Origin of the sequence: Streptomyces sp. NPDC057307, assembly GCF_042667665.1 — a bacterium.
In the GTDB taxonomy this organism is placed as follows: Bacteria; Actinomycetota; Actinomycetes; order Streptomycetales; family Streptomycetaceae; genus Streptomyces.
In genome coordinates this window covers 36691-59395 of sequence record NZ_JBHUZM010000027.1, presented here as the reverse complement: position 1 = coordinate 59395, position 22705 = coordinate 36691, and the positions used below count along the sequence as shown (strand labels likewise).

The following is a 22705-nucleotide window of genomic DNA, read 5'->3' as shown; positions in this document are numbered from 1 at the left end:
CCGAACAATAGGGTGATTCGGCACACCGGATTTACGAGGCATCAACGCGTCTGGCTGGGGGATGGATGCTGAATCACACGACCATCAATAGCTGTCGCATCTGCGGCAATCGGGAACTCCTGACAATTCTTGATTTGGGTGAGCAGGCTCTCACCGGCGTTTTCCCGCGGACCGACGACGAGTCGGACACCGTGGCTCCGCTCGAACTCGTCAAGTGTTCGCCGGCCGGGTGCGGGCTCGTCCAGCTGCGCCACGACGCCGACATGGCGGTGATGTACGGCGAGCGGTACGGCTACCGCTCCAGCATCCGGCCCTTCATGATCAACCACCTCAGGGGCAAGGTCGAGCAGGTGACCGCGCTGGTCGACCTGAACCCCGGCGACCTGGTGCTCGACATCGGCAGCAACGACTCGACCCTGCTGCGCCAGTACCCGTCGAACGGCGCCCAGTTGGTGGGCTGCGACCCGTCGGCGGAGAAGTTCCGCGACCGCTACCCGCAGGGGTCCGAACTCATCGTCGACTTCTTCTCGGCCGAGGCGTTCCGCGGCCGGCTCGGCGACCGCCAGGCCCGGATCGTCACGTCCATCGCCATGTTCTACGACCTGCCGGACCCCATCGCCTTCATGCGCGACGTGCGGTCGGTACTGGCCGACGACGGCGTCTGGATGATCGAGCACAGCTATCTGCCCAGCATGCTCGACACCAACTGCTACGACAACATCTGCCACGAGCACCTGGAGTTCTACGCCCTGCGCCAGATCGAGTACATGGCCGAGCGGGCCGGTCTCAAGGTGCTGTCGGCCACGGTCACCGACGTCTACGGCGGCAGCCTGTGCACGGTACTGGCCAAGGACACCAGCACCCGCCCGGTCGACACGGCGGGCCTGGACCGGCTGCGCGCGCGGGAGACCGAGACCAAGCTCGACACCATGATCCCGTTCGACGCCTTCGGGCAGCGGATCGAGCGGCACCGGGAACAGCTCCGTGAGTTCCTCGACACCTCCAGGGCCGCGGGCAAGCTGACGCTCGGCTACGGCGCCTCGACCAAGGGGAACGTGGTGCTCCAGTACTGCGGTATCACGAAGGAAGACATTCCCTGCATCGGCGAGGTCAACGCCGAGAAGGACGGCTGCTTCACACCGGGAACGAGGATTCCGATCGTTTCCGAGGAGGCCGCCAAGGCGCGGAAGCCCGATCAGCTGCTGGTCCTTCCCTGGGTCTATCGCGACGGTTTCATCGAGCGCGAACAGGAATTCCTCGCCAACGGCGGAAAGCTCGTTTTCCCGCTGCCCGAACTCGAAATTGTGGGCAAGTAATCCGGAATCGAGCGACAACGGAGACAACGGCAACAACGGCGTTCCAACGGGTGCCGCCGGCCGACACCACCGTGAACGGCCGGACGGCCGTCGTTCGGGAGGGCAGGAGTTCATGGATAGCGACGTAATCATCGTCGGTGCCGGTCCGACCGGACTGATGCTGGCCGGCGAACTGCGTACGGCCGGGGTCGGTGTCCTCGTCGTGGAGAGTCTCGCGGCGCCCACCGGCCAGTCCCGGGGACTGGGATTCACCACCCGGGCGATGGAGGTCTTCGACCAGCGGGGTCTGCTGCCGCGCTTCGGCGAGGTGGAGACCAGCCCGATGGGCCACTTCGGCGGCCTGCCGCTGGACTTCAGCGTGCTCCCGGGGGCCAACTTCGGGGCCCGCGGCATCCAACAGGCGCTGGTCGAAAGCGTACTCGGCGACTGGGCCACCGAACTGGGCGCGCGCGTCCTGCGCGGCCATCAGGTCGTCTCCCTCACCGCCGGCGTGGCCGACGGCGACGACCACGCCGAGGTCGACGTGGTCGGCCCCGACGGCCCTGTCACGCTGCGGGCGTCGTGGCTGGTCGGCTGTGACGGCGGCCAGAGCACCGTACGTAAGCTCGGCGGGTTCGCGTTCGAAGGCACGGCGTCGACCCGGGAGATGTTCCTCGCCGATGTGCGGGGTGTCGGACTGCCGCCGCGCTTCACCGGGATGCGGGTCCCCGGCGGCATGGTGATGAACGCGCCCCTCGGGGACGGCGTCGACCGCATCATCGCCTGCGAGTTGGGCGCGACCCCCACCGACCGCACCGAACCGGTGGCGTTCGGCGAGGTGGCCGACGCCTGGAAGCGGCTCACCGGCGAGGACATATCCGGTGGCACCCCGGAGTGGGTGAGCGCCTTCGGCGACGCCGCCCGGCAGGCCACCGAGTACCGCCGGGGACGGGTGCTGCTGGCCGGCGACGCCGCCCACATCCACCTGCCGGCCGGCGGCCAGGGCCTGAGCGTCGGAGTGCAGGACGCCGCGAACCTCGGCTGGAAGCTGGCCGCCACCGTGCTGGGCCGGGCGCCGGAGGGGCTGCTGGACACCTATCACGCCGAGCGTCACCCGGCCGGTGCCCGGGTGCTGGTCAACTCCGCGGTGCAGGGGCACCTCTACCTCGGTGGCCCCGAAGTCGAGCCGCTGCGCGCCATGTTCGGCGAACTGATGCGGTACGAAGAGGTCAGCCGCCATCTGATCGGCATGGTCAGCGGTCTGGACATCCACCACGAGGTCGGCGGTGGCGACCATCCGCTGCTCGGCCGCAGGGTCCCGCCCGCCGAACTCCTGACGTCGGCGGGGGTGTCCACCACCTTCCGGACGCTGCACGGCGGGCGGGGCGTGCTGCTGGACCTCGCCGACGACGCCCGGCTCCGCTCGGCCGCCGCCGGCTGGGCCGGCGCGGTCGACATCGTCACCGCCCGGCCGCAGGGTGACGCGGCCGACGGAGGTGCCCTCGCCGGTACCGACGCGCTCCTGGTGCGGCCGGACGGTTATGTGGCCTGGGCCGCCCCCGGTCACACCGACGGACTGTCCGACGCGCTCGGCCGCTGGTTCGGCACGCCGGTGGCACCCGTATGAGCGGGACGACGCGTGCGCCGGGAAGCCCGCGGGACCACGGGCTCCCCGGCGGCCCCCGCCTCGCCGAGTTCCGTACCGCGCTCGACGCGGCCCGCGGCTCGGTCTTCACCCGGGCGGAGCGCATCCCGCTCGACGCGCTGGACCGGTGGAGCGCCGACCCGGAGTCCGGCACCATCCGGCACGTCAGCGGCAAGTTCTTCTCGGTCCAGGGGATCGATGTCACGATCTCCACGGACGGCACGACCCGGCGGTGGCACCAGCCCATCATCAGCCAGCCCGAGATCGGCGTACTCGGCATCCTCGTCAAGGAGTTCGACGGGGTGCCCCACTTCCTGATGCAGCTCAAGGACGAGCCGGGCAACATCAACGGCATCCAGCTCTCCCCGACCGTGCAGGCCACCCGTAGCAACTACACCCGGGTCCACGGCGGTCACGCGGTGCCGTATCTCGACTACTTCCTGGAGCGTGCCCGGCACCGGGTGATCGCGGACGTCCGGCAGTCGGAACAGGGCGACTGGTTCCTGCTCAAGCGCAACAGGAACATGATCGTCGAGACCCGCGGCGACGTGCCCCCGCGCGAGGGCTTCCACTGGCTGACGATTCATCAGATCCACGATCTGCTGGACCTGGACGACATGGTCAACATGGATGCCCGTTCCGTGCTGTCCTGTCTGCCGCTCTGGGAGTTCGTACGGGCGTCGGCCGGGGACGAGCGGGTGAACTCCGTCGTCGACGCCTGGTCGAAGACGGGGCACCGGGGGCTGCACGACACGGCCGAGCTGCTCAGCTGGATCACCGACGCACGCACCCGGACCGAGGTCGACGTACGGAACGCCCCACTCGACCGGCTGCCGCACTGGCGGCGCGGCACGGAGATCATCTCCCACGAGTCCGACCGGTTCTTCGACGTCATCGGCGTCCGGGTCGAGGCGGGCGGCCGTGAGGTCGCCGGGTGGGACCAGCCGATGGTGGCGGCCAGACATGTCGGACTCGTGGCGTTCCTCGTCACGTACGCCGACGGAGTCCCGCACGTGCTGGTCGGCATACGGGCCGAGCCCGGCTTCGCCGACGTCGCCGAGTTGGGGCCCACCGTGCAGTGCGTACCCGCCGAGCACGAACGCGGCCACCCCGAGTGGCCGCCCTTCCTGGACACCGTGCTGTCGGCCCCCGCCGACCGGGTGCTCTACGACACGACGCTGTCGGAGGAGGGCGGCCGGTTCTTCCACACCCGTAACCGCTATCTGATCGTCGAGGTGGACAGCGACGTCGACCACCCCGGCTTCCGGTGGATGACACTCCATCAGCTCGCCGAACTGATCCACCACAGCCACTACATCAACGTGCAGGCGCGCACCCTGCTGGCCTGCATGGCGACGCTCGCCACGACACGGGAGACCGGCTCCGCCGGCCCCCGGACCCCGGAGCCGGCCACCACGGCGGGCCAAGGGGGCGGCGTATGAGCGCGCCCCGCGTACCGACGATCGCCGTACTCGGCGCCTCCGGCTACGTCGGCTCCGTACTGTCCCCCCTGCTCGCGCGGCGCCCCGGATCGCTGCGTCTCGTGGCCCGGCGGGAGTGCCCCGTCCCGGCGGGGGCGGCGGCGGCCGTCGAGCCGATCGCGGCCGATCTCACCGACCACGCCGCGGTCGCCCGCGCGGTGGCCGACGCGGACGTCGTGCTGCATCTGGTGAAGCACAGCGGCGACTGGCGGCTTCCCGAGGAGGACCCGGCGGCCACGGAGCCGGTGAACGTCGGCACCATGCGCTCGGTCGTCGAGGTTCTGGCGTCCCGCCCCCCGGCGGCGGACCGTCCGCCGCCGCTCGTCGTGTTCGCCGGCGCCTGCACACAGATCGGGCACACCCCCGACCACCCCATGGACGGCACCGAACCCGACGACCCCGGCACCGAGTACGACCGCCAGAATCTGGCGGCCGAGAACCTCCTCATGAGGGCGAGCCGGGCCGGCGTGGTCCGCGGGATCAGCCTGCGGCTGGCCACCGTCTTCGGCCAGAGTCCGACCGCGGGCGCGCCGGACGCCGGGGTGGTCACGACCATGATCCGCAAGGCGCTCGACGGTTCACCGCTGACCATGTGGCACGACGGCACGGTCGTCCGCGACATCACCTATGTCGAGGACGTCGGCCGGGCGTTCGTGGCGGCGATCGACCGACCCGACCGCCTCGTCGGACGCCACTGGATGATCGGCAGCGGCCGCGCCGACCGCCTCGGCGACGTGTTCGGCACGGTGGCCGAGAGCGTGGCGGCCGCCACCGGCCGGCCACCGGTGCCGGTGGTCACCGTGACCCCGCCGGGAGCGGCGGTCGTCACCGATTTCCTCAACGTGTACATAGATCCCGCGCCGTTCAGGTCCGCGACCGGCTGGTGGGCGCGAACCTCGCTCCGCGAAGGCATCGACCGCACGGTCGCGACACTCCTTCCGCGCCCGGTGTCCGCCGCCACGCCATGACCTGAGAACCGAAAGGAAGAACAGATGGCGACCCGAGTCTGGGACTACCTGGCCGAGTACGAGGACGAGCGCGACGACATCCTCGACGCGGTCAAGACGGTGTTCGAATCCGGCACCCTGGTGCTGGGCCCCAGCGTGCGGGCCTTCGAGGAGGAGTTCGCCGCCTGGCACGGCGTCGGACACTGCGTCGGCGTCGACAACGGTACGAACGCCGTCAAGCTGGCCCTCCAGGCGGTCGGTGTCGGACCGGGCGACGAGGTCGTGACGGTGTCGAACACGGCGGCCCCCACGGTGGTGGCCATCGACGCGGTGGGCGCGACGCCCGTCTTCGTGGACGTCAACGAGGACGACTACCTGATGGACGTCGCCCAGGTCGAGGCCGCGATCACCGAGCGCACCCGCTGCCTGCTGCCGGTGCATCTGTACGGCCAGTGCGTGGACATGACGGCGCTGCGGTCCGTCGCCCGCGCCCACTCCCTGACCGTGGTCGAGGACTGCGCCCAGGCCCACGGCGCCCGGCAGAACGGCCGGCTGGCCGGCTCCTTCGGCGCCGCGGCCGCGTTCTCCTTCTACCCGACCAAGGTGCTCGGGGCGTACGGCGACGGCGGGGCCGTCGTGACCGTCGACGAGACCGTCGACGGGAACCTCCGCCGCCTGCGCTACTACGGCATGGAGGAGCGGTACTACGTGGTCGGGACGCCCGGCCACAACAGCCGTCTCGACGAGGTCCAGGCCGAGATCCTGCGCCGCAAGCTGGGCCGTCTCGACGGCTACGTGGCCAAGCGCCGGGCCATCGCGGCCCGTTACCGGGAGGCGCTCGGCGACACCGGTCTCGTGCTGCCCGAGGTGACCGAGGGCAACGAGCACGTCTACTACGTCTACGTGGTCCGGCACCCCCGCCGTACAGAGATCATCGAACGGCTCAAGAGCTACGACATCCACCTCAACATCAGCTATCCGTGGCCGGTGCACACCATGTCCGGCTTCGCGCATCTCGGCCGGGAGACCGGGACACTGCCCGTCACCGAGCGCCTGGCCGGAGAGATCTTCTCGCTCCCCATGTACCCCTCGCTCACCGAGGACGTGCAGGACAAGGTCGTCTCGGCGCTGCGCGACGTGCTGGAAACCCTGTGATGAAGGTGCGCGAGCTGGCGGTCGAGGGCGCTCTCGAATTCACCCCGGACGTGTACACGGACGAGCGCGGGTTCGTCGCCAACCCCTTCGAGCTGGTCTCCTTCACCGAGGCGCACGGCGGCCCGCTCTTCCCGGTGGCCCAGACGATCCACAGCCACTCGCGACGGGGAGTCGTCCGGGGAATGCACTACACGGCCACACCGCCGGGGATGGCGAAGTACGCCTACAGCGCCCACGGCGAGGCCCTGTACCTGGTCGTCGACACCCGGGTCGGCTCGCCCACGTTCGGACGGTGCGACTCGGTGTCGATGGACCAGCGGTCGTTCCGCTCGATCTACCTCCCCGTCGGGGTCAGCAACGGTTTCGTCGCCCTCACCGACGAGACGGTCATCTCGTACATGATCTCGAAGCCGTACGTGACCGCCGACGAACGGGCGCTGTCGGTTCTCGACCCCGCCCTCGGCCTGCCGATCCCCGACGGCCTCCCGCTGATCCTGGCCGAACGGGACCGCGAGGCGATCACGCTCGCCGAGGCACTTCGGCTGGGTGTCCTTCCCGACTACGAACAGTGCCTGTCGGCGGACCGCGGCCCGAGGGCCGGGAGCGCCGCGACGGGTGCGACCGGCTGATGCCGTCGCGACGGAAACTTTGAGGAGAGCAATGCGCGTTCTGTTCACGACACTTCCGGGCACGTCACACGTCCTGCCGTGGGTCTCCCTGGCGCAGGCCGCCCAGTCGGCGGGGCACGACGTCCTCGCCGCGGTCAGCGGTCCGGCGCTGGAGCCCGCGGCCGGCGCCGGACTGCACGCCGTCGCGACCGACGACGGTGAGGCGCGCCGTAACTACGAGAAGCTCGCCGACATGCTGGCCGAAGGCGGATCGGGCATGGAGATCGGCGGCGAGCAGATGGCTCGTTACGTCGGCTCGGTCTTCGCCGACACCAGCACCGCCATGATGGACGGCCTTCTCGACGCCGCGCGGAAGTGGGGCCCCGACCTCGTCGTGTACACGCCGCCGACGGTGGCGGGTCTGGTCACCGCCCGGGTGCTGGGTGTCCCCGCGGTCATGCACGGGCTGGGCACGCCGCTGCCCACACCGCCGGGCGCGCTCGCCGGATTCGCGGCGGAGGCGGCCCGGCACGGCGTCCCGGACCTGGCGAAGGAGATACGGGACGTCGAGATCGACGTCAGCCCGCCCTCGCTCGACGCCTTCGGCCCGCCGAGAGCGCCGGCGCACCGGAGTTCGGTCCTGCCGATGCGGTTCACCGCCTACACCGGTGGCGCCCATCTCCCGGACTGGCTGCTGGAACGCGGGCCGCGGCCCCGCGTCGTCGCCACCCTCGGCTCCTTCACCCGCTGGTTCGGTGAGGGCAGCCTCATGCGGGAGATCGTCCTGGGCACCCGCGACCTCGGCGTCGACCTGGTCGTGGCCACGGCCGGCGCCGAACTGCCCGCCCTGCCGGATCCGTTGCCCGACCATGTGACGCTGGTCGACTGGGTACCGATGCGGGCCCTGCTGGGGGTCAGCGACGCCGTCATCCACCACGGCGGACTCGGCACCATGTACGCGGCCTTCGCCGCGGGTGTCCCGCAGCTGGTGCTGCCCGCCGCGGCCGGGCCCGCCCTCGCCAACGCCCGGACGATCGCGGCACGGGGCGCCGGCGCCCTCATCGACATGGACGAGGCCACCCCGGCCACCGTGAAGCCCGCGGTCGAGGACGTACTGGTCAACCCCGCCTACCGGCAGGCCGGTCAGGAGGTGGCGGCCGAGATGGCCGCCATGCCCGCCCCGGCCAGGGTGGTGGACCAGCTCACGGACTTCGTGTCCGCCCACCGGCGCTACCGGCGCCCCGCGCGCACCTGAACCCATCCCCAGGACGAAGACGAAAAGGAAGAAAGACACCCCATGAGCGAGACGCGACTCAACCTCGTCATTGTGATCGGCAGTATCCGCAAAGGCCGTACGGGCGACACCGTGGCCTCGTGGATGAAGGAGGCGGCGGCCAAGCACGACCAGTTCGACATCGAGATCGTCGACATGGCCGAGAACCCGCCGCCGCTCATCCTCACCGACGACGCGCCGCCGGAGCTGGCCGGGACGACGAGCAAGCTCGCGGCCGCCGACGCCTTCATCATCGTGACGCCTGAGTACAACCACAGCTTCCCGGCGTCGATCAAGAGCCTCATCGACTGGCACTACACCGAGTGGCGGGCGAAGCCGGTCGGGTTCGTGTCCTACGGCGGGCACGCCTGCGGACTGCGCGCGGTCGAGGCGCTGCGGCTCGTACTCGCCGAGATGCACGCCGTCACCATCAGGGACTGCGTCAGCTTCGGGATCTACTCGGGGAACGGCTTCGACGACGAGGGCAGGCCGGCCGACGCGGAGGGCGCCGAGACGGCGGCCAAGGTGATGCTGGACCAGCTCGGCTGGTGGGCGGCGGCCCTCAGCGAGGCGCGCAGCAAGACGCCGTACGAAGTCCAGTTCTGATCCGACGTCCGACATCCGATGCCCGGACCACCACCCACGGTGCGGCTGGTGGTCCGGGCATCGGACGGCCCGCACCGGTCGCCGACGAGGAGGAGACATGGGATCCGTCTACGGATCTGACACGGCGAGTATTTACCACGATTTCTACCGGGAGCGTAAGGGCAAGGACTACGCCGCCGAGTCGGCGAATGTCGCGGCACTGGTACGCGAGCGGATGCCGGAGGCGTCCTCGCTGCTCGACGTCGCCTGTGGCAGCGGGTCCCATCTGGAGCACTTCGTCTCGGAGTTCGACCACGTCGAGGGTGTGGAGCTGTCCGAAGCCATGCTCGCCGTGGCCCGGCCGTTGCTGCCGGGTGTCCCCCTGCACCAGGGCGACATGCGCGATTTCTCCCTCGGCCGCCGCTTCAGCGCCGTGACCTGCATGCACAGCTCCATCGGTTACGCCGGTGACGAGGCGCGACTGCGGCAGACGCTCGCCTGCCTGGCCGACAAGCTGGAACCGGGCGGCGTGCTGGTGGTGGAACCGTGGTGGACCCCCGGGAACTTCCTCGACCGCCACGTCGCCGGCGACGCCCTGACGGTCGGCGACCGGACCATCTCCCGGGTGTCGCACACGGTGCGCTCCGGTGACGTGACCCGGATGGAGGTCCACTGGGTCGTCGCCGATCCCGTCAACGGGCCCCGGCATGCCGTCGAACGGCACGAGTTGACGCTGTTCGAGCGGGCGCAGTACGAGAACGCGTTCGCCGAAGCCGGCTGCACGGTCGAGTATCTGCGACCCGACTGGACCGGCCCCGGCCTCTATGTGGGCGTACTGATCTAGGTTCTGTCCGTCGCGACTGGCCCCGGCTCGGCCGGGGCCAGTCGCATGTCGCGTGAGCCGGTGGTCAGACCAGGCCCTCGACCAGGGCCACATGATCGGCCGGGCCCGGCAGCCCGGCGATCTCGGACGCCAGGGCGTCCGCCCGGTCCTTGAACGAGGAATCGTCCAGGAGCCGCCGGCACCCCTTGGCGATGTGCTCGGTCGTGTGCTCCTCGGGCTCACCGAGCACGATCGCCGCGCCCTGATCGCCCAGCCGCTGCCACAGCTTCCGGTACAACGGCCATTCGGAGAGCACCAGTTGGGGCGTGCCCGCGGCCATGGCGTTCATCGCCGTGGACCCTCCGCCGTGGTGCACGATCAGATCGCAGGTGGGCACCAGCACCTCCAGGGGCATCCAGCCCACGCGCAGCCCCGGCAGAGCCTCCCGTACGGCGGGCGCGACATCCTCCGGCGCCGCCACGACCAGTTCGGCGTCGAGGTCGGCGAGATCCCGGCCCAGCCGGATCAGGAAGTCCTGGCTCTCGCTCGCCGCCACCCGCGTGCCGGCGGTCACACAGATACGCCGCCGGTCGCCGGTCGTCAGCATCCACGGGTCCATCCGACGGGCCAGGTTGGTCCCCACCCAGCGCGCGTGCACCCTGTTCGGCACGGTCGCGGCGGGGCTGATGCTCGGGGGAGTGACATCCAGGATCAGCTCGGGATGCGGCACCGCGTCCAGCCCCAGCGCCGCCAGCTCCGGGGCGAGTTCCTCGTCCGCGTAGCGATTGGCCTCCCGGATCTCCAGGGCGTCCCAGGTGTGCCGCACCTGGGGGATGCCCAGGGAGGCGGCGAGAAGGCCGGCGGCGTACGACTGGCTGCCGCCGACGACGACGTCCGGGCGCCAGTGCTCGGCCAGCGCGCGTAGTCCGTCGAAGCTCGCGGCCGCCAGCCGGGCCATCCAGGAGCCGTGGAACCGGATCTGGTCCTCCACGCTCTCGGGAGGAGGGACGGGCTCGCCGTCGCGGCCCGTCGACAGCAGGCTCTCAAGGGTGCGGTCGGTGATCGTGACGAACGGTATGGCCATCTGCTCGGCGACCGACGCCGTCTCCTCGGTCGTGGCCAGCACCACGCTGTGGCCGACGTTGCGCAGCGCCGTGGCCAGCGGCGGCGCCCAGAACATGGTGGCCGGGCCCGGCCCGGTCACGAAGAGCACCTTCATGCGCGGTCCCCGGTGCGGGCGTCGGCCGCCGAGCGCGAGTGGGCGATGGTGTAGGTGTGCGGCTCGTGCGAGTTGACCAGCGACTGGCCGATCGCGCGGCGCTGCCTGACCTCCTCGGGCCGCTCGCTCTCGGGCAGCACATGGAAGGCGTCGTAGGCGTCCTTGCTCTCCCACTGGGCGTACATCGCGACATGCGTGCCGTCGATGCCGCGCAGGATGCTGTGGGAACGGAAGCCCGGCACTGTCTTCAGCCACTCGTCGGGCTGTGCGAGCGTCTCGATCAGGGCCGCCTGGTTCTCGGGGTCGGCCGCGAACAGGGTCAGCACGGTGAAGTCCTCGCGCTCGGGCGAGATCTCCACGATCCCGCCGAGATCGGGGTGTGTCTGGGTGAAGACGACCTCCGTCTTGACCGACTTGAACCAGGTCGTCCACTGGTAGAAGGCGGGCATCGTCTCGGTCACCATCTTCTCGCGCTTGTAGCGCTTCTCGATGGCTTCCCGCGACCGCATCTGGATGAGGTTGGCGGTACCGGGCACGTCTTGGCCGGAATGCAGCGACGACGACACCCAGCCCGGGAATTCCCCGGCGTTGTCGATGATGTCGCGCATGGCCTCCACCAGGCGCTCATGACGATAAGGGGTGTCGGTTCCGAACCAGTTGAGAATGTTCAGATAGCCGTCGTCGACTGACAGGTAAGCCATGTTTCCCTCTCTGGGTAATCCGGACCGCGATCCGGGGGCCGCGGTTGTTGTGCGTGATTCAGGGCGTGATTCAGGGCCTGAATCAGGGTCTGGCTCAGGGCGCGACGAGCCAGGGCGCGGGCGCGGCGGCGGATATGTTCATGACGTACTGGCCGTAGTCGGAATTCGCGAGTTCCTCGCCGAGGCGATGACACGCCTCGGCGTCGATGTAGCCCATGTTCAGGGCCACTTCCTCGATGCACGCCACCCGTACGCCCTGCCGCTGTTCCATGAGCTGCATGTAATGACTGGCATCGGTCAGTGAGTCGTGGGTGCCCGTGTCCAGCCAGGTGAAGCCGCGGCCGAGGTCGACCAGGGTCGCGCGCCGCTGCTGCGTGTAGACCCGGTTGACGTCGGTGATCTCCAACTCGCCCCGCGGCGAGGGGCGGATACCCCGCGCGATCTCGACCACGTCGTTCTCGTAGAGGTAGAGCCCGGTCACCGCCAGGTTCGACCGCGGGCGGGCCGGCTTCTCCTCCAGCGAGACGATGCGCCCCTGCGCGTCGGCCTCGGCGACGCCGTAGCGTTCGGGGTCCGGCACCCGGTAGCCGAACAGCACACATCCGTCGATGTCGGCCACATGGTGGTGCAGGACCTCGCCGAAGCCGGGCCCGTGGAAGATGTTGTCGCCCAGCACGAGCGCGACGTCGTCGGTCCCGATGTGATCGGCACCGATGAGGAGCGCCTCGGCGATGCCCCGCGGCTCGTCCTGGGCCGCGTAACTGAGGTCGAGGCCGAGCTGCTTGCCGTCGCCGAAGAGGGCCTGGAAGGCCCCGAGATCGCGCGAGGTCGAAATGATCAGGACGTCCCTGACCCCGGCCAGCATCAGGATGGACAGCGGGTAGTAGATCATCGGCTTGTCGTGCACGGGCAGCAGCTGCTTCGAGACGCCGAGGGTCAGAGGGTGCAGCCGGGTGCCCCGCCCGCCCGCCAAGATGATGCCCTTCATGCCAGGCCTTCCCACGGTTCGGGTGTGGTGTGAGGAGAGCGAGCGACCGGTGCCCCGTCGGGGTGCGCCGTGTCGGCAAAGCGCCTCATCAAAAAGCATGGCAGGAGAAAGTGAGACATCGATCGGGGAATTGTCAGGCCACCGATAACTGTTCGTCAGGGCTTTCACAAGTGCGCTCGGTGACCTTGACGCACCCCCGGAGTCGTCCAGCAAGGTATAACCAGGATCCGCCGACATCCGGGCGAAAACGGAGAGTTGACCGCACGGGAAGCGTGAGTGTCACGCACTCGCGGTCCTGTAGTTAGGGGTTTGCAGCGTGCTGATCGTCGATGAGCTGGCGGAAAAGGCGGCCGCGGCCGCACAGCAGGCGGAGGAGAAGCGCCGGCTCGGTCCCGAGGTTGTCGAATCGATGCTCGGGGCCGGATTCGCGCGCCATTTCGTCCCGCGCGAATTCGGCGGCGCCGAGGGCACGTTCGGAGAGCTGACGCGAGCCGTCGCGACCCTGGGCGCGGCCTGCCCCGCCACGGCGTGGTGCGCCTCCCTCGCCGCGAACATCGGCCGCATGGTGGCGTTCCTGCCCGCCGAGGGATACCGGCAGATCTGGGAGCACGGTCCCGACCCGCTGGTCGTCGGCTCGCTCGCCTCCTTCGGCGAGGCGGTCCCGTCCCCGGACGGCTGGACGGTGTCCGGACGGTGGCCCTACATCAGCGCCGTGGGCGACTCCGACTGGGCCCTGCTGTGCGCCGTCACGCCGGAAGGCGAGTCCCGCGTGTTCGCGCTGCGCACCTCCCAGCTCCAGGTCGAGGAGACCTGGGACAGCATCGGGATGCGGGCCACCGGCAGTCACAACGTCGTCGTCACCGGTGTCGACGTACCGGCGACACTGACCTTCGCCCGGGACGACCTCCTCGCCGGGCGCCCGACCGACTCGACGGCCCTCTGCCACACCGTTCCGCTGGAGGCGGCCAACCTGCTCTCCTTCGCCGCCCCGATGCTGGGTACGGCCGAAGGCGCGCTCGCCGTGTGGACCACGTACGCGCGCGGGAAGGCCGCCGGGTGGAATCCCGCGGCGCCCAGCGCCAGCACGCTCGCGACGACGTTCGCGCGTACGTCGGGGGAGATCGACGCCGCCCGTCTGCTGCTGGAGCGCTGCGCCGACGTGTGCGACCGGGGCGCGGCGGTGACGGAGGAGGAGATCGCCCGGAACACCCGCGACACGTCGCTCGCCGTTCGGATGCTGATCGAGGCGGTCAACCGGCTGGCGGCGCTGGGCGGTACCTCGAACTTCGGTGAGGGCAAGCCGTTGCAGCGCTTCTGGCGCGACGCCAACACCACCGCCACCCATGTCGCCCTCCAGTTCGAGATGGCGGCGATGGGTTACGCCGAGGGCCGTCTGTGGGAGCCGGGCAAGGCTCCCGGCAACCGGCCCGCCGACGCCGATTGGTGACACCGCCGCCGCGAATTCGCATCGGCACCTCATCGACACCGCATCGCACCGCAGCGACGCCTCATCGACGAAGGGAACGGACCGGGGCATGACTCAGCGTGTTCTCGTCACCGGCGGCGCCGGTTTCATCGGATCGCACTATGTGCGCTCGCTGCTCGGCGGCGTCTATCCGGGCTGGGAGGACGCCGAGGTCACCGTGGTGGACAGGCTCACCTACGCCGGGAACCCGGCCAACCTGGAGCCGGTCGGCGGCCGCCACAGATTCGTGCACGGCGACATCTGCGACCCCGACCTGCTCCGTACGGTCGTACCCGGCCATGACGTGGTGGTCAACTTCGCGGCCGAGTCGCACGTGGACCGCTCCATCACCGCCGCCGCGGAGTTCGTGAGGACCAACACGCTCGGCGTCCAGACGCTCATGCGGGCATGCCTCGACGCGGGCGTCACGAAGGTCGTCCAGATCTCCACGGACGAGGTGTACGGCAGCATCGACGACGGCTCCTGGGACGAGACCGCGCCACTGGCGCCCAACTCCCCCTACGCGGCGGCCAAGGCCGGGGGTGACCTGATCGCCGGCGCGTACGCCCACACCTACGGACTGCCCGTGTCGATCACCCGCTGCGGCAACAACTACGGGCCGTACCAGTATCCGGAGAAAATCATCCCCTTCTTCCTCACCAACCTCCTCGACGGGCGTGCGGTACCGCTCTACGGAGACGGGCTCAACGTGCGCGACTGGATCCATGTGGACGACCACTGCCGTGGAGTCCAGACCGTCGTGGAGCACGGCCGGGCGAGGGAGGTGTACCACATAGCGGGCACCGCGGAGCTGTCCAACACCGAGCTGACCGAGCAACTGCTCAAGGCGGTGGGCGCCGACTGGGACAGCGTCGAACGCGTCGCCGACCGGCCGGGCCACGACCGCCGCTACTCCCTGTCGGACGCCAAACTGCGCGCTCTGGGCTACGCGCCCCGCGTGCCGTTCGCGGAGGGGCTCGCCGAGACGGTCCGTTGGTACGCCGACCGGCGCGGCTGGTGGGAACCGCTGAGGGCAGCCGCCGCGAAGGGCGCGAGCGGGTGACCGGGAGCGTACTGGTCGTCGGACGGGAGGGACGGGTCGTGGCGGCGGTCGTCCAGGAGATCGGGCGCCACGGGGCCCGGGGCGTCGGCGCCACGACCGACGACGAGGCACTCGCGGCCCTCGACGCCGGAGACATCCGCCTCCTGGTCATCGGCGGCGGGATCGGGCACCCCGCACGCGACACCCTGTCGCGGCGGGCCCGCGCGCGGGGCGTCGACGTCGTCGGCACCCCGCTGCGCGACCTGGACATCGACGTGTACGTCGGACGGGAGATCGTTCCTCGACTGCGCGAGGGGAGCGAAGTCCGGGCCTCCGACGATCCGTCCGACGATTCGCCGGACAGCAACTAGGCTGTGGCCGACCGGTGTTGACCGACTTCGAGCGAGGCAGACCAAGCCATGACAACCGGCGAGCTACTCATCGGGCGGCACGGTGTGCGGCGGCTCGGGTTCGGCGCGATGCGTCTGCCGACCAAGCCCCAGGAGGCCCGGAAGAACGCCGTCGCGGTGGCCCGACGCGCCGTCGAACTGGGCGTCACGCTGATCGACACCGCGCATCTGTACGGCTGGGGGGCCAACGAGGAGCTTCTCGCCGAGGCACTCCACCCCTACCCCGACGACCTGCTGATCGCGACGAAGATCGGGGTCGCCCGCGAGACCCCCACCCGCGAGGCGGACTACGACGGGCGCCCGGAGTTCCTGCGGGACCAGGTCGAGCAGGGCCTTCGCCGGCTCCGGGTCGACCGGCTCGAACTGCTCCAACTGCACCGTATCGACCCGAAGGTTCCCCTCGCCGAACAACTGGGAGCGCTCCGCGACCTCCGTACCGAGGGAAAGATCGGCCACATCGGACTGTCCGAGGTGACGGTCGCCGAACTCACGGAGGCCCGGAAGACCGTCGACGTGGTGAGCGTGCAGAACAAGTACAGCCTGCTCGATCGCGAGCACGAGGACGTGCTCGACGTCTGCGCGGCCGAGGGGATCGCCTTTCTGCCCTGGCGGCCCGTCTTTCCCTCGGTGTCGTCCGGACTCGCCGAGATCGCCGCGGTGGCGGCCGAGACCGGCGCCACCGCGGCCCAGGTCTCACTCGCGTGGCTGCTGCACCGTTCGCCGGTCATGCTGCCCATCCCGGGCACCGGCTCGATCGCCCACCTGGAGGAGAACGTCGCCGCGGCGGGTCTGCGGCTGAGCGAGGAGCAGTTCCGGCGGCTCGACCGGCTCCGGCCGGGATGACGGGATGCCGGGCTGACGGGATCAGCCGATCAGCCGGCGCTGCCGGACGACCTCCCGCCGTCGCCGTACCCCGGTTCGAGAAGCGCCAGCCGCCGCGGCTCCTTGTGGTGCAGCGGAGTCGGAGCGGGAATCGGCCCCAGCCGGAAACCCACGCCCCGGACCGTGACGATCCAGTCGCTGGAACCGAGCTTCCTGCGCAGCATGCTCACATGGGTGTCGATGGTGCGACTGGCGGTCCAGTCGTCGTTCCACACCTCGGACATGATCCGCTCACGGGACAGCACCCGGTCGGGCGCGGACGCGAGCAGATAGAGCAGGCTGAACTCCTTGCGCGTGGCCTGGATCTGACGCGCGCCGACGTACACCTCGTGCCCGACCGGATCGATCCGCAGCGGTCCGTGCACGATCGGCCGCGGATAGTCCGGCTCCTGCCGGACCCTGCGCATCACCGCCTCGATGCGCGCGAGCAACTCGCGTACTCCGAACGGCTTCACGAGGTAGTCGTCGGAGCCGGCCTGGAGCCCCAGGACCTTGTCCACCTCGGCCGACCGTTTCGACGTGATGATCACGGCCGCGTCGCGCTCGGAGCTGATCTCCCGGCAGATCATGACGCCGTCGACATCGGGAAGCTCCAGTTCGAGCAGGATCAGGTCCGCCCACCGGAACAGCCTCCTGGCCTGCTTCCCGGTGGGGACGATCTGCACCTCGTGCCCGTGTCTCTCCAACGTCCGGCCCAGCGACTGAGCACTGTCATCGGGTTCCACTATCAGCGTTCGCATGGTTCCACCCTTGCTGGCGGCTCTCGGAGGTCGGGGGTCGGGAAGACGCTGCGGCGCGTCACGAGTTCGCGGGCTTCCGCCAGGCTCGCTCTCCTTCTGATCAGTGCGCGGAACTTCACCGCCGAGGGCTGACGGCCGACGGTCAGCACCCCGACCAGTCGGTCGTCGCAGTGGTAGAGGGCGGTCACCCGTCCCTCGTCCGGGTCCCCGGAGGTCTCGATCCGGGCCCCGTCGGGCGACCCGACGAACTGGATGCGGGTGCCGTACCAGTCGGACCAGAAATAGGGGACGGTCGCGCACGGTTCGAGGGCGCCCGTCGCTACGGCGTTGCGGCCCGCCACGGCGCCCTGTTCGGCCGCGCCGGTCCAGTTCTCCATGCGCGTGCTCCGTCCGAAGAGGGGGTGGCGCCACCGGGCGACATCGCCCGCGGCGTACACACCGGGGACACCGCAGTTCAGGAACTCGTCGCACATCACACCGTCCTGGAGGTCCAGCCCCGACGTCTCCAGCCAGCCCGTGGCCGGTACGGCGCCCACTCCCACGACCACCAGGTCGGCGTCGACCGCGGATCCGTCGGAGAGCCGCACCCGTTCGACCCGTTCGCCGCCCTCGACCCCGGTCACCGTGACACCGCAGCGCAGCGTGGTGCCGTGGCGCGCGTGCAACGCGGAGCACACCGCGCCCATCCGCGCGCCGACCGCGCGTACCAGCGGGGTCGGGAGCGCTTCGAGGACGGTGACCGGCAACCCCCGGCCGCGCGCGGCCGTCGCCACCTCGGCGCCGATGAAGCCCCCGCCGATCACCACCGTCCGCGCTCCGGCGTCGAGCGCCGAGCGGACCGCGCGGGCGTCGTCGACGGTACGCAGGGTGTGCACGCCCTTGAGACGCCGCAGCTCCGCCGGCCACCGGGGCCGAGCGCCGGTCGCGATCACCAACCGGTCGTATCCGACGCTCCGTTCGCCCACGTGGACGATCCGGGACTCGGTGTCCAGACCGGACGCCGGGGCGCCGAGCATGAGCCGCACCCCGAGGTCCTGGTAGGACGACGAGGGGGCCAGCGAGGACGGACCGTCCGGTTCCGGCCCGCTGTCGAGGAACGCCTTGGACAGCGGAGGGCGGTCGTAAGGCGCGTACTCCTCCTCGCCGATCAGGACGACATGACCGTCGAAGCCGGCCCGCCGGGCCGCCTCCACGGCTCGGAGCCCCGCCAGTGAGCCGCCCACCACCACCAGCCGCCGTCTCCCCATGCGGCCACCTCCCACTGTCGCGTTCATGTGCGGTCAGGTCGTCGGACAGCTCGTCAGAGCTGTTGGCCCAGCAGGGTGCCGCCGGTCGCGTCGATCCAGGCGCCGGTGACCCAGCGGGCTTCGGAGGAGGCGAGGAAGGCCACGACATCGGCGATGTACTCCGGTTCCCCGAGCTGTTCGAAGACCGAGAGCCCGCCCAGCAACCGCCGTAGTTCGGGGGCCTGGAGGAACGGATCGCCGTTGTCGACGACCCCGGGAGCCACGGTGTTGACGGTGATACCGCGCAGACCCAGATGCCGGGCGAAGTGAAGGGTGATCATTTCCAGCGCGGCCTTGGCCATCGCGTGCGGGATTTCCTGCGGATTGGCGAATCTGGTGAGGCCGGTCGAGATGTTGACGATCCGCCCGCCGCGTGGAATGAGCGGCAGGAAGCGCTGCACGATGAAGAACGGCGCCTTCGCGTTCACCGCCATCACCCTGTCGAAGTCCGCGGGAGTGACCATCTCCGGCGGCATGGTGCTCAGGATTCCCGCGTTGTTGACCAGGATGTCGAGTTCCCGCCGGTCGGAGTGGTCCGCCAGGACCTTCTCCACACCTTCGGCCAGCACGTCGGCGTCCCCGGGCACGCCCAGCTCCGCCACCACGGCGAACGCCCGGCCGCCCTCGCGCGTGATGCTGTCGATCGTCTCGTCGATACCGGAGGTGTCGGTCCCCGAGTGCACGGCGACCAGCGCCCCGTCGCGGGCCAGCCGCTGTGCGGTGGACCGGCCGATGCCGCGGCTCGAACCCGTGACCAGAGCTGTCTTGCCGGTCAGATCAGTCATGCCGTCCTTCTTGTGTAGGGGCCCCCGTCGGGGGCCGCGCGTCGCCGAACCAGCGGCGCAGTGCGGTCTCGGGGGCGCCGTCGGCGGTGTCCGTCCAGACGACATGCCCGTCCGGACGCAGCAGCAGCGCCGTGACATCGCGCAGCGGACCGTCGGCGGGCGGCCGCGCCGCCACCGGAAGCACCCGGTCCGCCCACGGGGCCACGAGGTCCGCCCACCGTGCGGCCTCCCGCGGCGCCAGGCAGAGGAGTACGCCGCGGGCCGGCCGGAGCAGCCGGGCGGTACTGGTCGGACCGTCGTCGGTGCGCAGTTCGGCGGGCGGGACGCGCAGGCCGACCAGCGGATGCCGGTCCTCCCCGATGTCGTATCGGATGTCCAGACCGCTGATCGTCCCGGCCAGGCCCCGGCGTACGGAGGCGAACTCCAGCAGCTCGGCCAGTGCCGTACGGACGGGGTCGACGTCACGCGCTCCGAGCAGGATGTGCGCCTGCGCGCGGATGTTGGTCAGGACCCGTTCGCCGACGGGGTGGCGTTCGGCGTGGTACGTGTCCAGCAGTGTGGTGGGGGAGTGGCCGCGTACCTCCGCGGCCAGCTTCCACCCGAGGTTCGCGGCGTCCTGGAGGCCGAGGTTGAGGGCCTGGCCCCCGACCGGCATCTGCGCGTGGGCCGCGTCGCCCGCGAGGAAGACCCGCCGGTCCCGGTAACGGGTCGCCTGACGGCTCGTGTTGTCGAAGGCGTTGAGCCACAGCGGTGTGCCGCCGGAGATGTCCTCACCGGTGACGTCCGCCCACACCTTGGCGACCTCGGCGAACTCCGGGTCACCGGTGCGCCCGCCCGGCGGGTCCCCGAACCGGTGGACCATCACCCGGGTCACGCCGTCCGGGCGTACGGCGGCGACCGCGAGGCCGGCGGGGAGCCGTTCGAAGCGCCGGTTCGGGATGTCGATCCCCGCCACGTCGGCGCGCAGCATCTCCTTGCTCGCCGCGGTGCCGGCGAAGCCGAACCCGGCCGCTCGCCGCACGGTGCTGCGTTCGCCGTCGCAGCCCACCAGATAGGACGCCCGCAGCCTGACCGGCCCGACCGGGCCGGTCAGGACCGCCTCCACGTGGTCGTCGTGCTGGACCACGTCCGTCAGTTCGAGTTCACGGCGCAGGTCGGCGCCCAGCCCCACGGCCCAGTCGGTCAGCAGCCGCTCGGTGCGGGTCTGCGGCACTTTCCAGATGCCCGCGTACGGGCTGGACAGCCCGTCGATCGGCAGCGGGATGCCGCCGAAGTGCCCCGTCGTCTCGCGCGGTGGCGTGCCCAACAGCTCCAGCAGGCCCCGCTGGTCGAACAACTCCATGGTGCGGGCGTGCAGGGCCGAGGCGCGCGATTCGTCCGTCGGCCGTGCCAGCCGGTCCACCACCACGACGTCGGCGCCGCCGAGCCTCAGCTCGCCGGCGAGCAGCAGTCCGACCGGGCCCGCGCCGACGACGACGACCTCGGTCTCCATGACCTGGGCGTCCATGACCTTCGTGTCCATGTTCCTCCGCCGTATCGCTCTCCGTTCCAACCGGTCATCGACGCGCCGCGGCCCGCTTCTCCGCGTACTCCTTGGCGTGGCCGAGTGTGGCGAGGCTGTTGGTGCCCAGCACCTGCCGCGCGAACTCCTTCGCCCCGGCCAGGCTTCCGCCGGCGCCCGGAACCGCGGCGATGTTCGCCGGATCGATCACGACGGTGTGCTGGGAGGTGGCCGTGACCCCGTCCTCGTGCTCCTCGATCGACCAGCGACCGGTGTGCAGCGCCAGCAACGGCGGCAGGGTCACCTGCTTGTAGAGGATGCGGCCGGGCGCGAGGCACACCCGGAACGACCGGGTCGTGTGGGTCGAGCCGTCCTTCGCCCGCGTGTCCATCTCCAGCACCTGGAGTCCGGGAGTCTCTTCCGTGAGGGACACCCGGGCCACATGGGGCAGCCGCTGCTCCCAGAGCCCCGCCTCGTTGAGGAAGTCGTAGACGTCCTGGGCGGAGCCTTCGATGTGGATGCTGTCCTCGAAGGACATCGTCCTGTCCTCGTGCACGTTCAGTTCGATTCCGGCCTTGAGCGCGGCCAGTTCCGAGCGGCTGTTACGGTCCACGGCCTCGTCGATCCAGGCCAGACTGTCCGGGTCGTCGCCGACGGCCCGGTAGTCGTGCAACAGCTCGACCAGCGACTCCTCGTCGGAGACCGGGCTGATGATCCAGGCCCCGCCCATCGACGCCACGGGCGGACTGGAGACCTCCTGACGGAAGTCGATGCGCAGCGCGGCCGGATCCAGGGTGCGGCGCGAAGTCCAGCTCTTTCCCTGCCCGTTGGCGGTGGCCCAGATACGGATACGCTCCTGGGCGCCGTCCCGTTCGAGATGCTCGACATGGATCGTGGGCGGAAAGAGCTCCGGCCAGTTCCACACCTCCTCGATGAGCCGGTACACCTCGGCGGCTGGAGCGCGTACCGACACCTCGTGCCGTACGTGGCGTACGTTCTCCAGGCCGTCCCGCTCGCCCCGCCGCCCCGGCTTGACCTGCTGGTTCTGCTTCTCCTGTGACAAGGTCGAGATCCCCTCAGAAGTTTCCGAGACCGCCGCAGACGTTGATCGCCTGGGCGGTGATGGAGCCGGCGGTGTCGGAGGCCAGATAGCCGACCAACCCGGCCACCTCCTCCGGGGTCGAGTAGCGGCCGAGCGGGATCTTCGCCTGGAACTTCTCCAGGATCGCCTCCTCGGTCGTCTCGTAGAACGCCGCGTACCGGTTGCGGATGCCCTGGGCCATCGGCGTCTCGACGTAGCCGGGGCAGACCGCGTTCACCGTGATCCCGGTCGGGGCCAGCTCGTTGCCCAGGGCCTTGGTGAAGCCGACGACGCCGTGCTTGGAGGCCGAGTACGGGGCGCCCAGCACCACGCCCTGCTTGCCGGCGGTGGAGGCGATGTTGATGATCCGGCCGCGGTCCTTGTCCCGCATGCCCCCGGTGGTCAGCGCCTCCCGGGTCATCTGGAACACGCTGGTGAGGTTGGTGTTGATGACGTCGAACCACAGCTCGTCGGAGATGTCCGCGGTCACTCCGCCGCCGCCGCGGCCGGCGTTGTTCACCAGCACGTCGACACCGCCGAAGGTGTCGACGGCGCCACTGACGAAGGCGCGGATCTGCTCGGGGTCGGTGACGTCGCACGCCGTTCCGTCGGCCTCGATGTCCGCCTCCCGCAACCGCTTCACGGTCAGCTCGACGTTCTCGGCCTTCCTGGCGCACAGGAAGACCCGGTGGCCCTGCTCGCCGAGCGTCTTCGCCACGGCGAGTCCGATGCCGCTGGTCGCGCCGGTCACGAGAGCGACGCGCTTGTCCTTGGTGGGCATGTCCCCGTTCCT

The 22705-nt window shown here is 70.3% G+C and carries 22 protein-coding genes; 13 read left to right on the top strand and 9 right to left on the bottom strand.

Features of this window, described 5'->3' with window-relative positions:
* Window positions 1–65: 65 nt before the first annotated feature.
* The 9 genes from ACFUN8_RS13305 to ACFUN8_RS13265 all read left to right on the top strand — a co-directional run bounded on the left by ACFUN8_RS13305 (window position 66) and on the right by ACFUN8_RS13265 (window position 9833).
* Window positions 66–1316 carry a class I SAM-dependent methyltransferase gene (locus ACFUN8_RS13305; RefSeq protein WP_383635393.1) on the top strand — a complete coding sequence of 417 codons (1251 nt, stop codon included), beginning with the start codon at window positions 66–68 and terminating at the stop codon, window positions 1314–1316.
* Between the two features lie 112 nt (window positions 1317–1428).
* Complete coding sequence (locus tag ACFUN8_RS13300; protein ID WP_383635391.1) at window positions 1429–2922, top strand: FAD-dependent monooxygenase; 1494 nt, start codon at window positions 1429–1431, stop codon at window positions 2920–2922.
* A complete protein-coding gene (locus tag ACFUN8_RS13295; RefSeq protein ID WP_383635388.1) occupies window positions 2919–4382 on the top strand; it encodes an NDP-hexose 2,3-dehydratase family protein in 1464 nt (487 codons plus the stop codon). The genes ACFUN8_RS13300 and ACFUN8_RS13295 overlap by 4 nt, the downstream gene beginning before the upstream one ends.
* The gene (locus ACFUN8_RS13290) at window positions 4379–5389 is read left to right on the top strand and encodes an NAD-dependent epimerase/dehydratase family protein (protein ID WP_383635385.1); all 1011 of its coding nucleotides are present in this window, start codon (window positions 4379–4381) and stop codon (window positions 5387–5389) included. The genes ACFUN8_RS13295 and ACFUN8_RS13290 overlap by 4 nt, the downstream gene beginning before the upstream one ends.
* A 24-nt stretch (window positions 5390–5413) precedes the next feature.
* Window positions 5414–6523: a DegT/DnrJ/EryC1/StrS family aminotransferase gene (locus tag ACFUN8_RS13285; protein ID WP_383635382.1), complete on the top strand. Its 1110-nt coding sequence runs from the start codon at window positions 5414–5416 to the stop codon at window positions 6521–6523.
* Window positions 6523–7152 carry a dTDP-4-dehydrorhamnose 3,5-epimerase family protein gene (locus ACFUN8_RS13280; protein WP_383635379.1) on the top strand — a complete coding sequence of 210 codons (630 nt, stop codon included), beginning with the start codon at window positions 6523–6525 and terminating at the stop codon, window positions 7150–7152. Before ACFUN8_RS13285 ends, ACFUN8_RS13280 begins: the two co-directional genes overlap by 1 nt.
* Window positions 7153–7183: 31 nt before the next feature.
* Window positions 7184–8386, top strand: a complete 1203-nt coding sequence (locus ACFUN8_RS13275; protein WP_383635376.1) for a nucleotide disphospho-sugar-binding domain-containing protein — start codon at window positions 7184–7186, stop codon at window positions 8384–8386.
* Window positions 8387–8428: 42 nt separating this feature from the next.
* Window positions 8429–9010 carry an NADPH-dependent FMN reductase gene (locus ACFUN8_RS13270; protein WP_383635373.1) on the top strand — a complete coding sequence of 194 codons (582 nt, stop codon included), beginning with the start codon at window positions 8429–8431 and terminating at the stop codon, window positions 9008–9010.
* 97 nt (window positions 9011–9107) lie between these two features.
* Window positions 9108–9833 carry a class I SAM-dependent DNA methyltransferase gene (locus tag ACFUN8_RS13265; RefSeq protein ID WP_383635370.1) on the top strand — a complete coding sequence of 242 codons (726 nt, stop codon included), beginning with the start codon at window positions 9108–9110 and terminating at the stop codon, window positions 9831–9833.
* A gap of 64 nt (window positions 9834–9897) precedes the next feature.
* Here ACFUN8_RS13265 and ACFUN8_RS13260 read toward each other — a convergent pair whose 3' ends face one another.
* The 3 genes from ACFUN8_RS13260 to rfbA all read right to left on the bottom strand — a co-directional run bounded on the left by ACFUN8_RS13260 (window position 9898) and on the right by rfbA (window position 12720).
* Complete coding sequence (locus tag ACFUN8_RS13260; RefSeq protein WP_383635367.1) at window positions 9898–11031, bottom strand: nucleotide disphospho-sugar-binding domain-containing protein; 1134 nt, start codon at window positions 11029–11031, stop codon at window positions 9898–9900.
* Window positions 11028–11732, bottom strand: coding sequence for an antibiotic biosynthesis monooxygenase family protein (locus ACFUN8_RS13255; protein WP_383635364.1), 705 nt, complete (start codon window positions 11730–11732; stop codon window positions 11028–11030). Before ACFUN8_RS13255 ends, ACFUN8_RS13260 begins: the two co-directional genes overlap by 4 nt.
* 94 nt (window positions 11733–11826) lie before the next feature.
* Entirely contained in the window at window positions 11827–12720 is an 894-nt protein-coding gene (rfbA, locus tag ACFUN8_RS13250; protein WP_383635361.1) for a glucose-1-phosphate thymidylyltransferase RfbA, read from the bottom strand.
* 316 nt (window positions 12721–13036) lie between these two features.
* Between rfbA and ACFUN8_RS13245 the strand changes: the two genes are divergently transcribed.
* The 4 genes from ACFUN8_RS13245 (at window position 13037) to ACFUN8_RS13230 (ending at window position 16480) form a co-directional block, all read left to right on the top strand.
* The gene (locus tag ACFUN8_RS13245; protein ID WP_383635358.1) at window positions 13037–14167 is read left to right on the top strand and encodes an acyl-CoA dehydrogenase family protein; all 1131 of its coding nucleotides are present in this window, start codon (window positions 13037–13039) and stop codon (window positions 14165–14167) included.
* Window positions 14168–14255: 88 nt separating this feature from the next.
* Complete coding sequence (gene rfbB / locus ACFUN8_RS13240; RefSeq protein WP_383635355.1) at window positions 14256–15248, top strand: dTDP-glucose 4,6-dehydratase; 993 nt, start codon at window positions 14256–14258, stop codon at window positions 15246–15248.
* Window positions 15245–15598: a hypothetical protein gene (locus ACFUN8_RS13235; RefSeq protein WP_383635352.1), complete on the top strand. Its 354-nt coding sequence runs from the start codon at window positions 15245–15247 to the stop codon at window positions 15596–15598. The genes rfbB and ACFUN8_RS13235 overlap by 4 nt, the downstream gene beginning before the upstream one ends.
* A 48-nt stretch (window positions 15599–15646) precedes the next feature.
* A complete protein-coding gene (locus ACFUN8_RS13230; RefSeq protein ID WP_383635349.1) occupies window positions 15647–16480 on the top strand; it encodes an aldo/keto reductase in 834 nt (277 codons plus the stop codon).
* 29 nt (window positions 16481–16509) lie between these two features.
* Here the strand turns inward: ACFUN8_RS13230 and ACFUN8_RS13225 are convergent, their stop codons facing one another.
* The 6 genes from ACFUN8_RS13225 to fabG form a co-directional block, all read right to left on the bottom strand.
* Window positions 16510–17259, bottom strand: a complete 750-nt coding sequence (locus ACFUN8_RS13225) for a response regulator transcription factor (RefSeq protein ID WP_383635346.1) — start codon at window positions 17257–17259, stop codon at window positions 16510–16512.
* The gene (locus ACFUN8_RS13220) at window positions 17247–18506 is read right to left on the bottom strand and encodes an NAD(P)/FAD-dependent oxidoreductase (protein WP_383635343.1); all 1260 of its coding nucleotides are present in this window, start codon (window positions 18504–18506) and stop codon (window positions 17247–17249) included. The genes ACFUN8_RS13225 and ACFUN8_RS13220 overlap by 13 nt, the downstream gene beginning before the upstream one ends.
* 53 nt (window positions 18507–18559) lie before the next feature.
* A complete protein-coding gene (locus ACFUN8_RS13215) occupies window positions 18560–19330 on the bottom strand; it encodes an SDR family NAD(P)-dependent oxidoreductase (protein ID WP_383635341.1) in 771 nt (256 codons plus the stop codon).
* Window positions 19323–20852 carry an FAD-dependent monooxygenase gene (locus tag ACFUN8_RS13210; RefSeq protein WP_383635338.1) on the bottom strand — a complete coding sequence of 510 codons (1530 nt, stop codon included), beginning with the start codon at window positions 20850–20852 and terminating at the stop codon, window positions 19323–19325. The genes ACFUN8_RS13215 and ACFUN8_RS13210 overlap by 8 nt, the downstream gene beginning before the upstream one ends.
* 34 nt (window positions 20853–20886) lie before the next feature.
* On the bottom strand, window positions 20887–21834 hold the full coding sequence (locus tag ACFUN8_RS13205) for an aromatase/cyclase (RefSeq protein WP_383635416.1): 948 nt from the start codon (window positions 21832–21834) through the stop codon (window positions 20887–20889).
* A gap of 73 nt (window positions 21835–21907) precedes the next feature.
* On the bottom strand, window positions 21908–22693 hold the full coding sequence (gene fabG / locus ACFUN8_RS13200; protein ID WP_383635335.1) for a 3-oxoacyl-ACP reductase FabG: 786 nt from the start codon (window positions 22691–22693) through the stop codon (window positions 21908–21910).
* Window positions 22694–22705: the final 12 nt, after the last annotated feature.

Bases quoted from the DNA above. Each gene is read 5' to 3' on its own strand.
- ACFUN8_RS13305 (WP_383635393.1), top strand. From the start codon at position 66: ATGCTGAATCACACGACCATCAATAGCTGTCGCATCTGCGGCAATCGG.
- ACFUN8_RS13300 (WP_383635391.1), top strand. From the start codon at position 1,429: ATGGATAGCGACGTAATCATCGTCGGTGCCGGTCCGACCGGACTGATG.
- ACFUN8_RS13295 (WP_383635388.1), top strand. From the start codon at position 2,919: ATGAGCGGGACGACGCGTGCGCCGGGAAGCCCGCGGGACCACGGGCTC.
- ACFUN8_RS13290 (WP_383635385.1), top strand. From the start codon at position 4,379: ATGAGCGCGCCCCGCGTACCGACGATCGCCGTACTCGGCGCCTCCGGC.
- ACFUN8_RS13285 (WP_383635382.1), top strand. From the start codon at position 5,414: ATGGCGACCCGAGTCTGGGACTACCTGGCCGAGTACGAGGACGAGCGC.
- ACFUN8_RS13280 (WP_383635379.1), top strand. From the start codon at position 6,523: ATGAAGGTGCGCGAGCTGGCGGTCGAGGGCGCTCTCGAATTCACCCCG.
- ACFUN8_RS13275 (WP_383635376.1), top strand. From the start codon at position 7,184: ATGCGCGTTCTGTTCACGACACTTCCGGGCACGTCACACGTCCTGCCG.
- ACFUN8_RS13270 (WP_383635373.1), top strand. From the start codon at position 8,429: ATGAGCGAGACGCGACTCAACCTCGTCATTGTGATCGGCAGTATCCGC.
- ACFUN8_RS13265 (WP_383635370.1), top strand. From the start codon at position 9,108: ATGGGATCCGTCTACGGATCTGACACGGCGAGTATTTACCACGATTTC.
- ACFUN8_RS13260 (WP_383635367.1), bottom strand. From the start codon at position 11,031: ATGAAGGTGCTCTTCGTGACCGGGCCGGGCCCGGCCACCATGTTCTGG.
- ACFUN8_RS13255 (WP_383635364.1), bottom strand. From the start codon at position 11,732: ATGGCTTACCTGTCAGTCGACGACGGCTATCTGAACATTCTCAACTGG.
- rfbA (WP_383635361.1), bottom strand. From the start codon at position 12,720: ATGAAGGGCATCATCTTGGCGGGCGGGCGGGGCACCCGGCTGCACCCT.
- rfbB (WP_383635355.1), top strand. From the start codon at position 14,256: ATGACTCAGCGTGTTCTCGTCACCGGCGGCGCCGGTTTCATCGGATCG.
- ACFUN8_RS13230 (WP_383635349.1), top strand. From the start codon at position 15,647: ATGACAACCGGCGAGCTACTCATCGGGCGGCACGGTGTGCGGCGGCTC.
- ACFUN8_RS13225 (WP_383635346.1), bottom strand. From the start codon at position 17,259: ATGCGAACGCTGATAGTGGAACCCGATGACAGTGCTCAGTCGCTGGGC.
- ACFUN8_RS13220 (WP_383635343.1), bottom strand. From the start codon at position 18,506: ATGGGGAGACGGCGGCTGGTGGTGGTGGGCGGCTCACTGGCGGGGCTC.
- ACFUN8_RS13215 (WP_383635341.1), bottom strand. From the start codon at position 19,330: ATGACTGATCTGACCGGCAAGACAGCTCTGGTCACGGGTTCGAGCCGC.
- ACFUN8_RS13210 (WP_383635338.1), bottom strand. From the start codon at position 20,852: ATGGACACGAAGGTCATGGACGCCCAGGTCATGGAGACCGAGGTCGTC.
- fabG (WP_383635335.1), bottom strand. From the start codon at position 22,693: ATGCCCACCAAGGACAAGCGCGTCGCTCTCGTGACCGGCGCGACCAGC.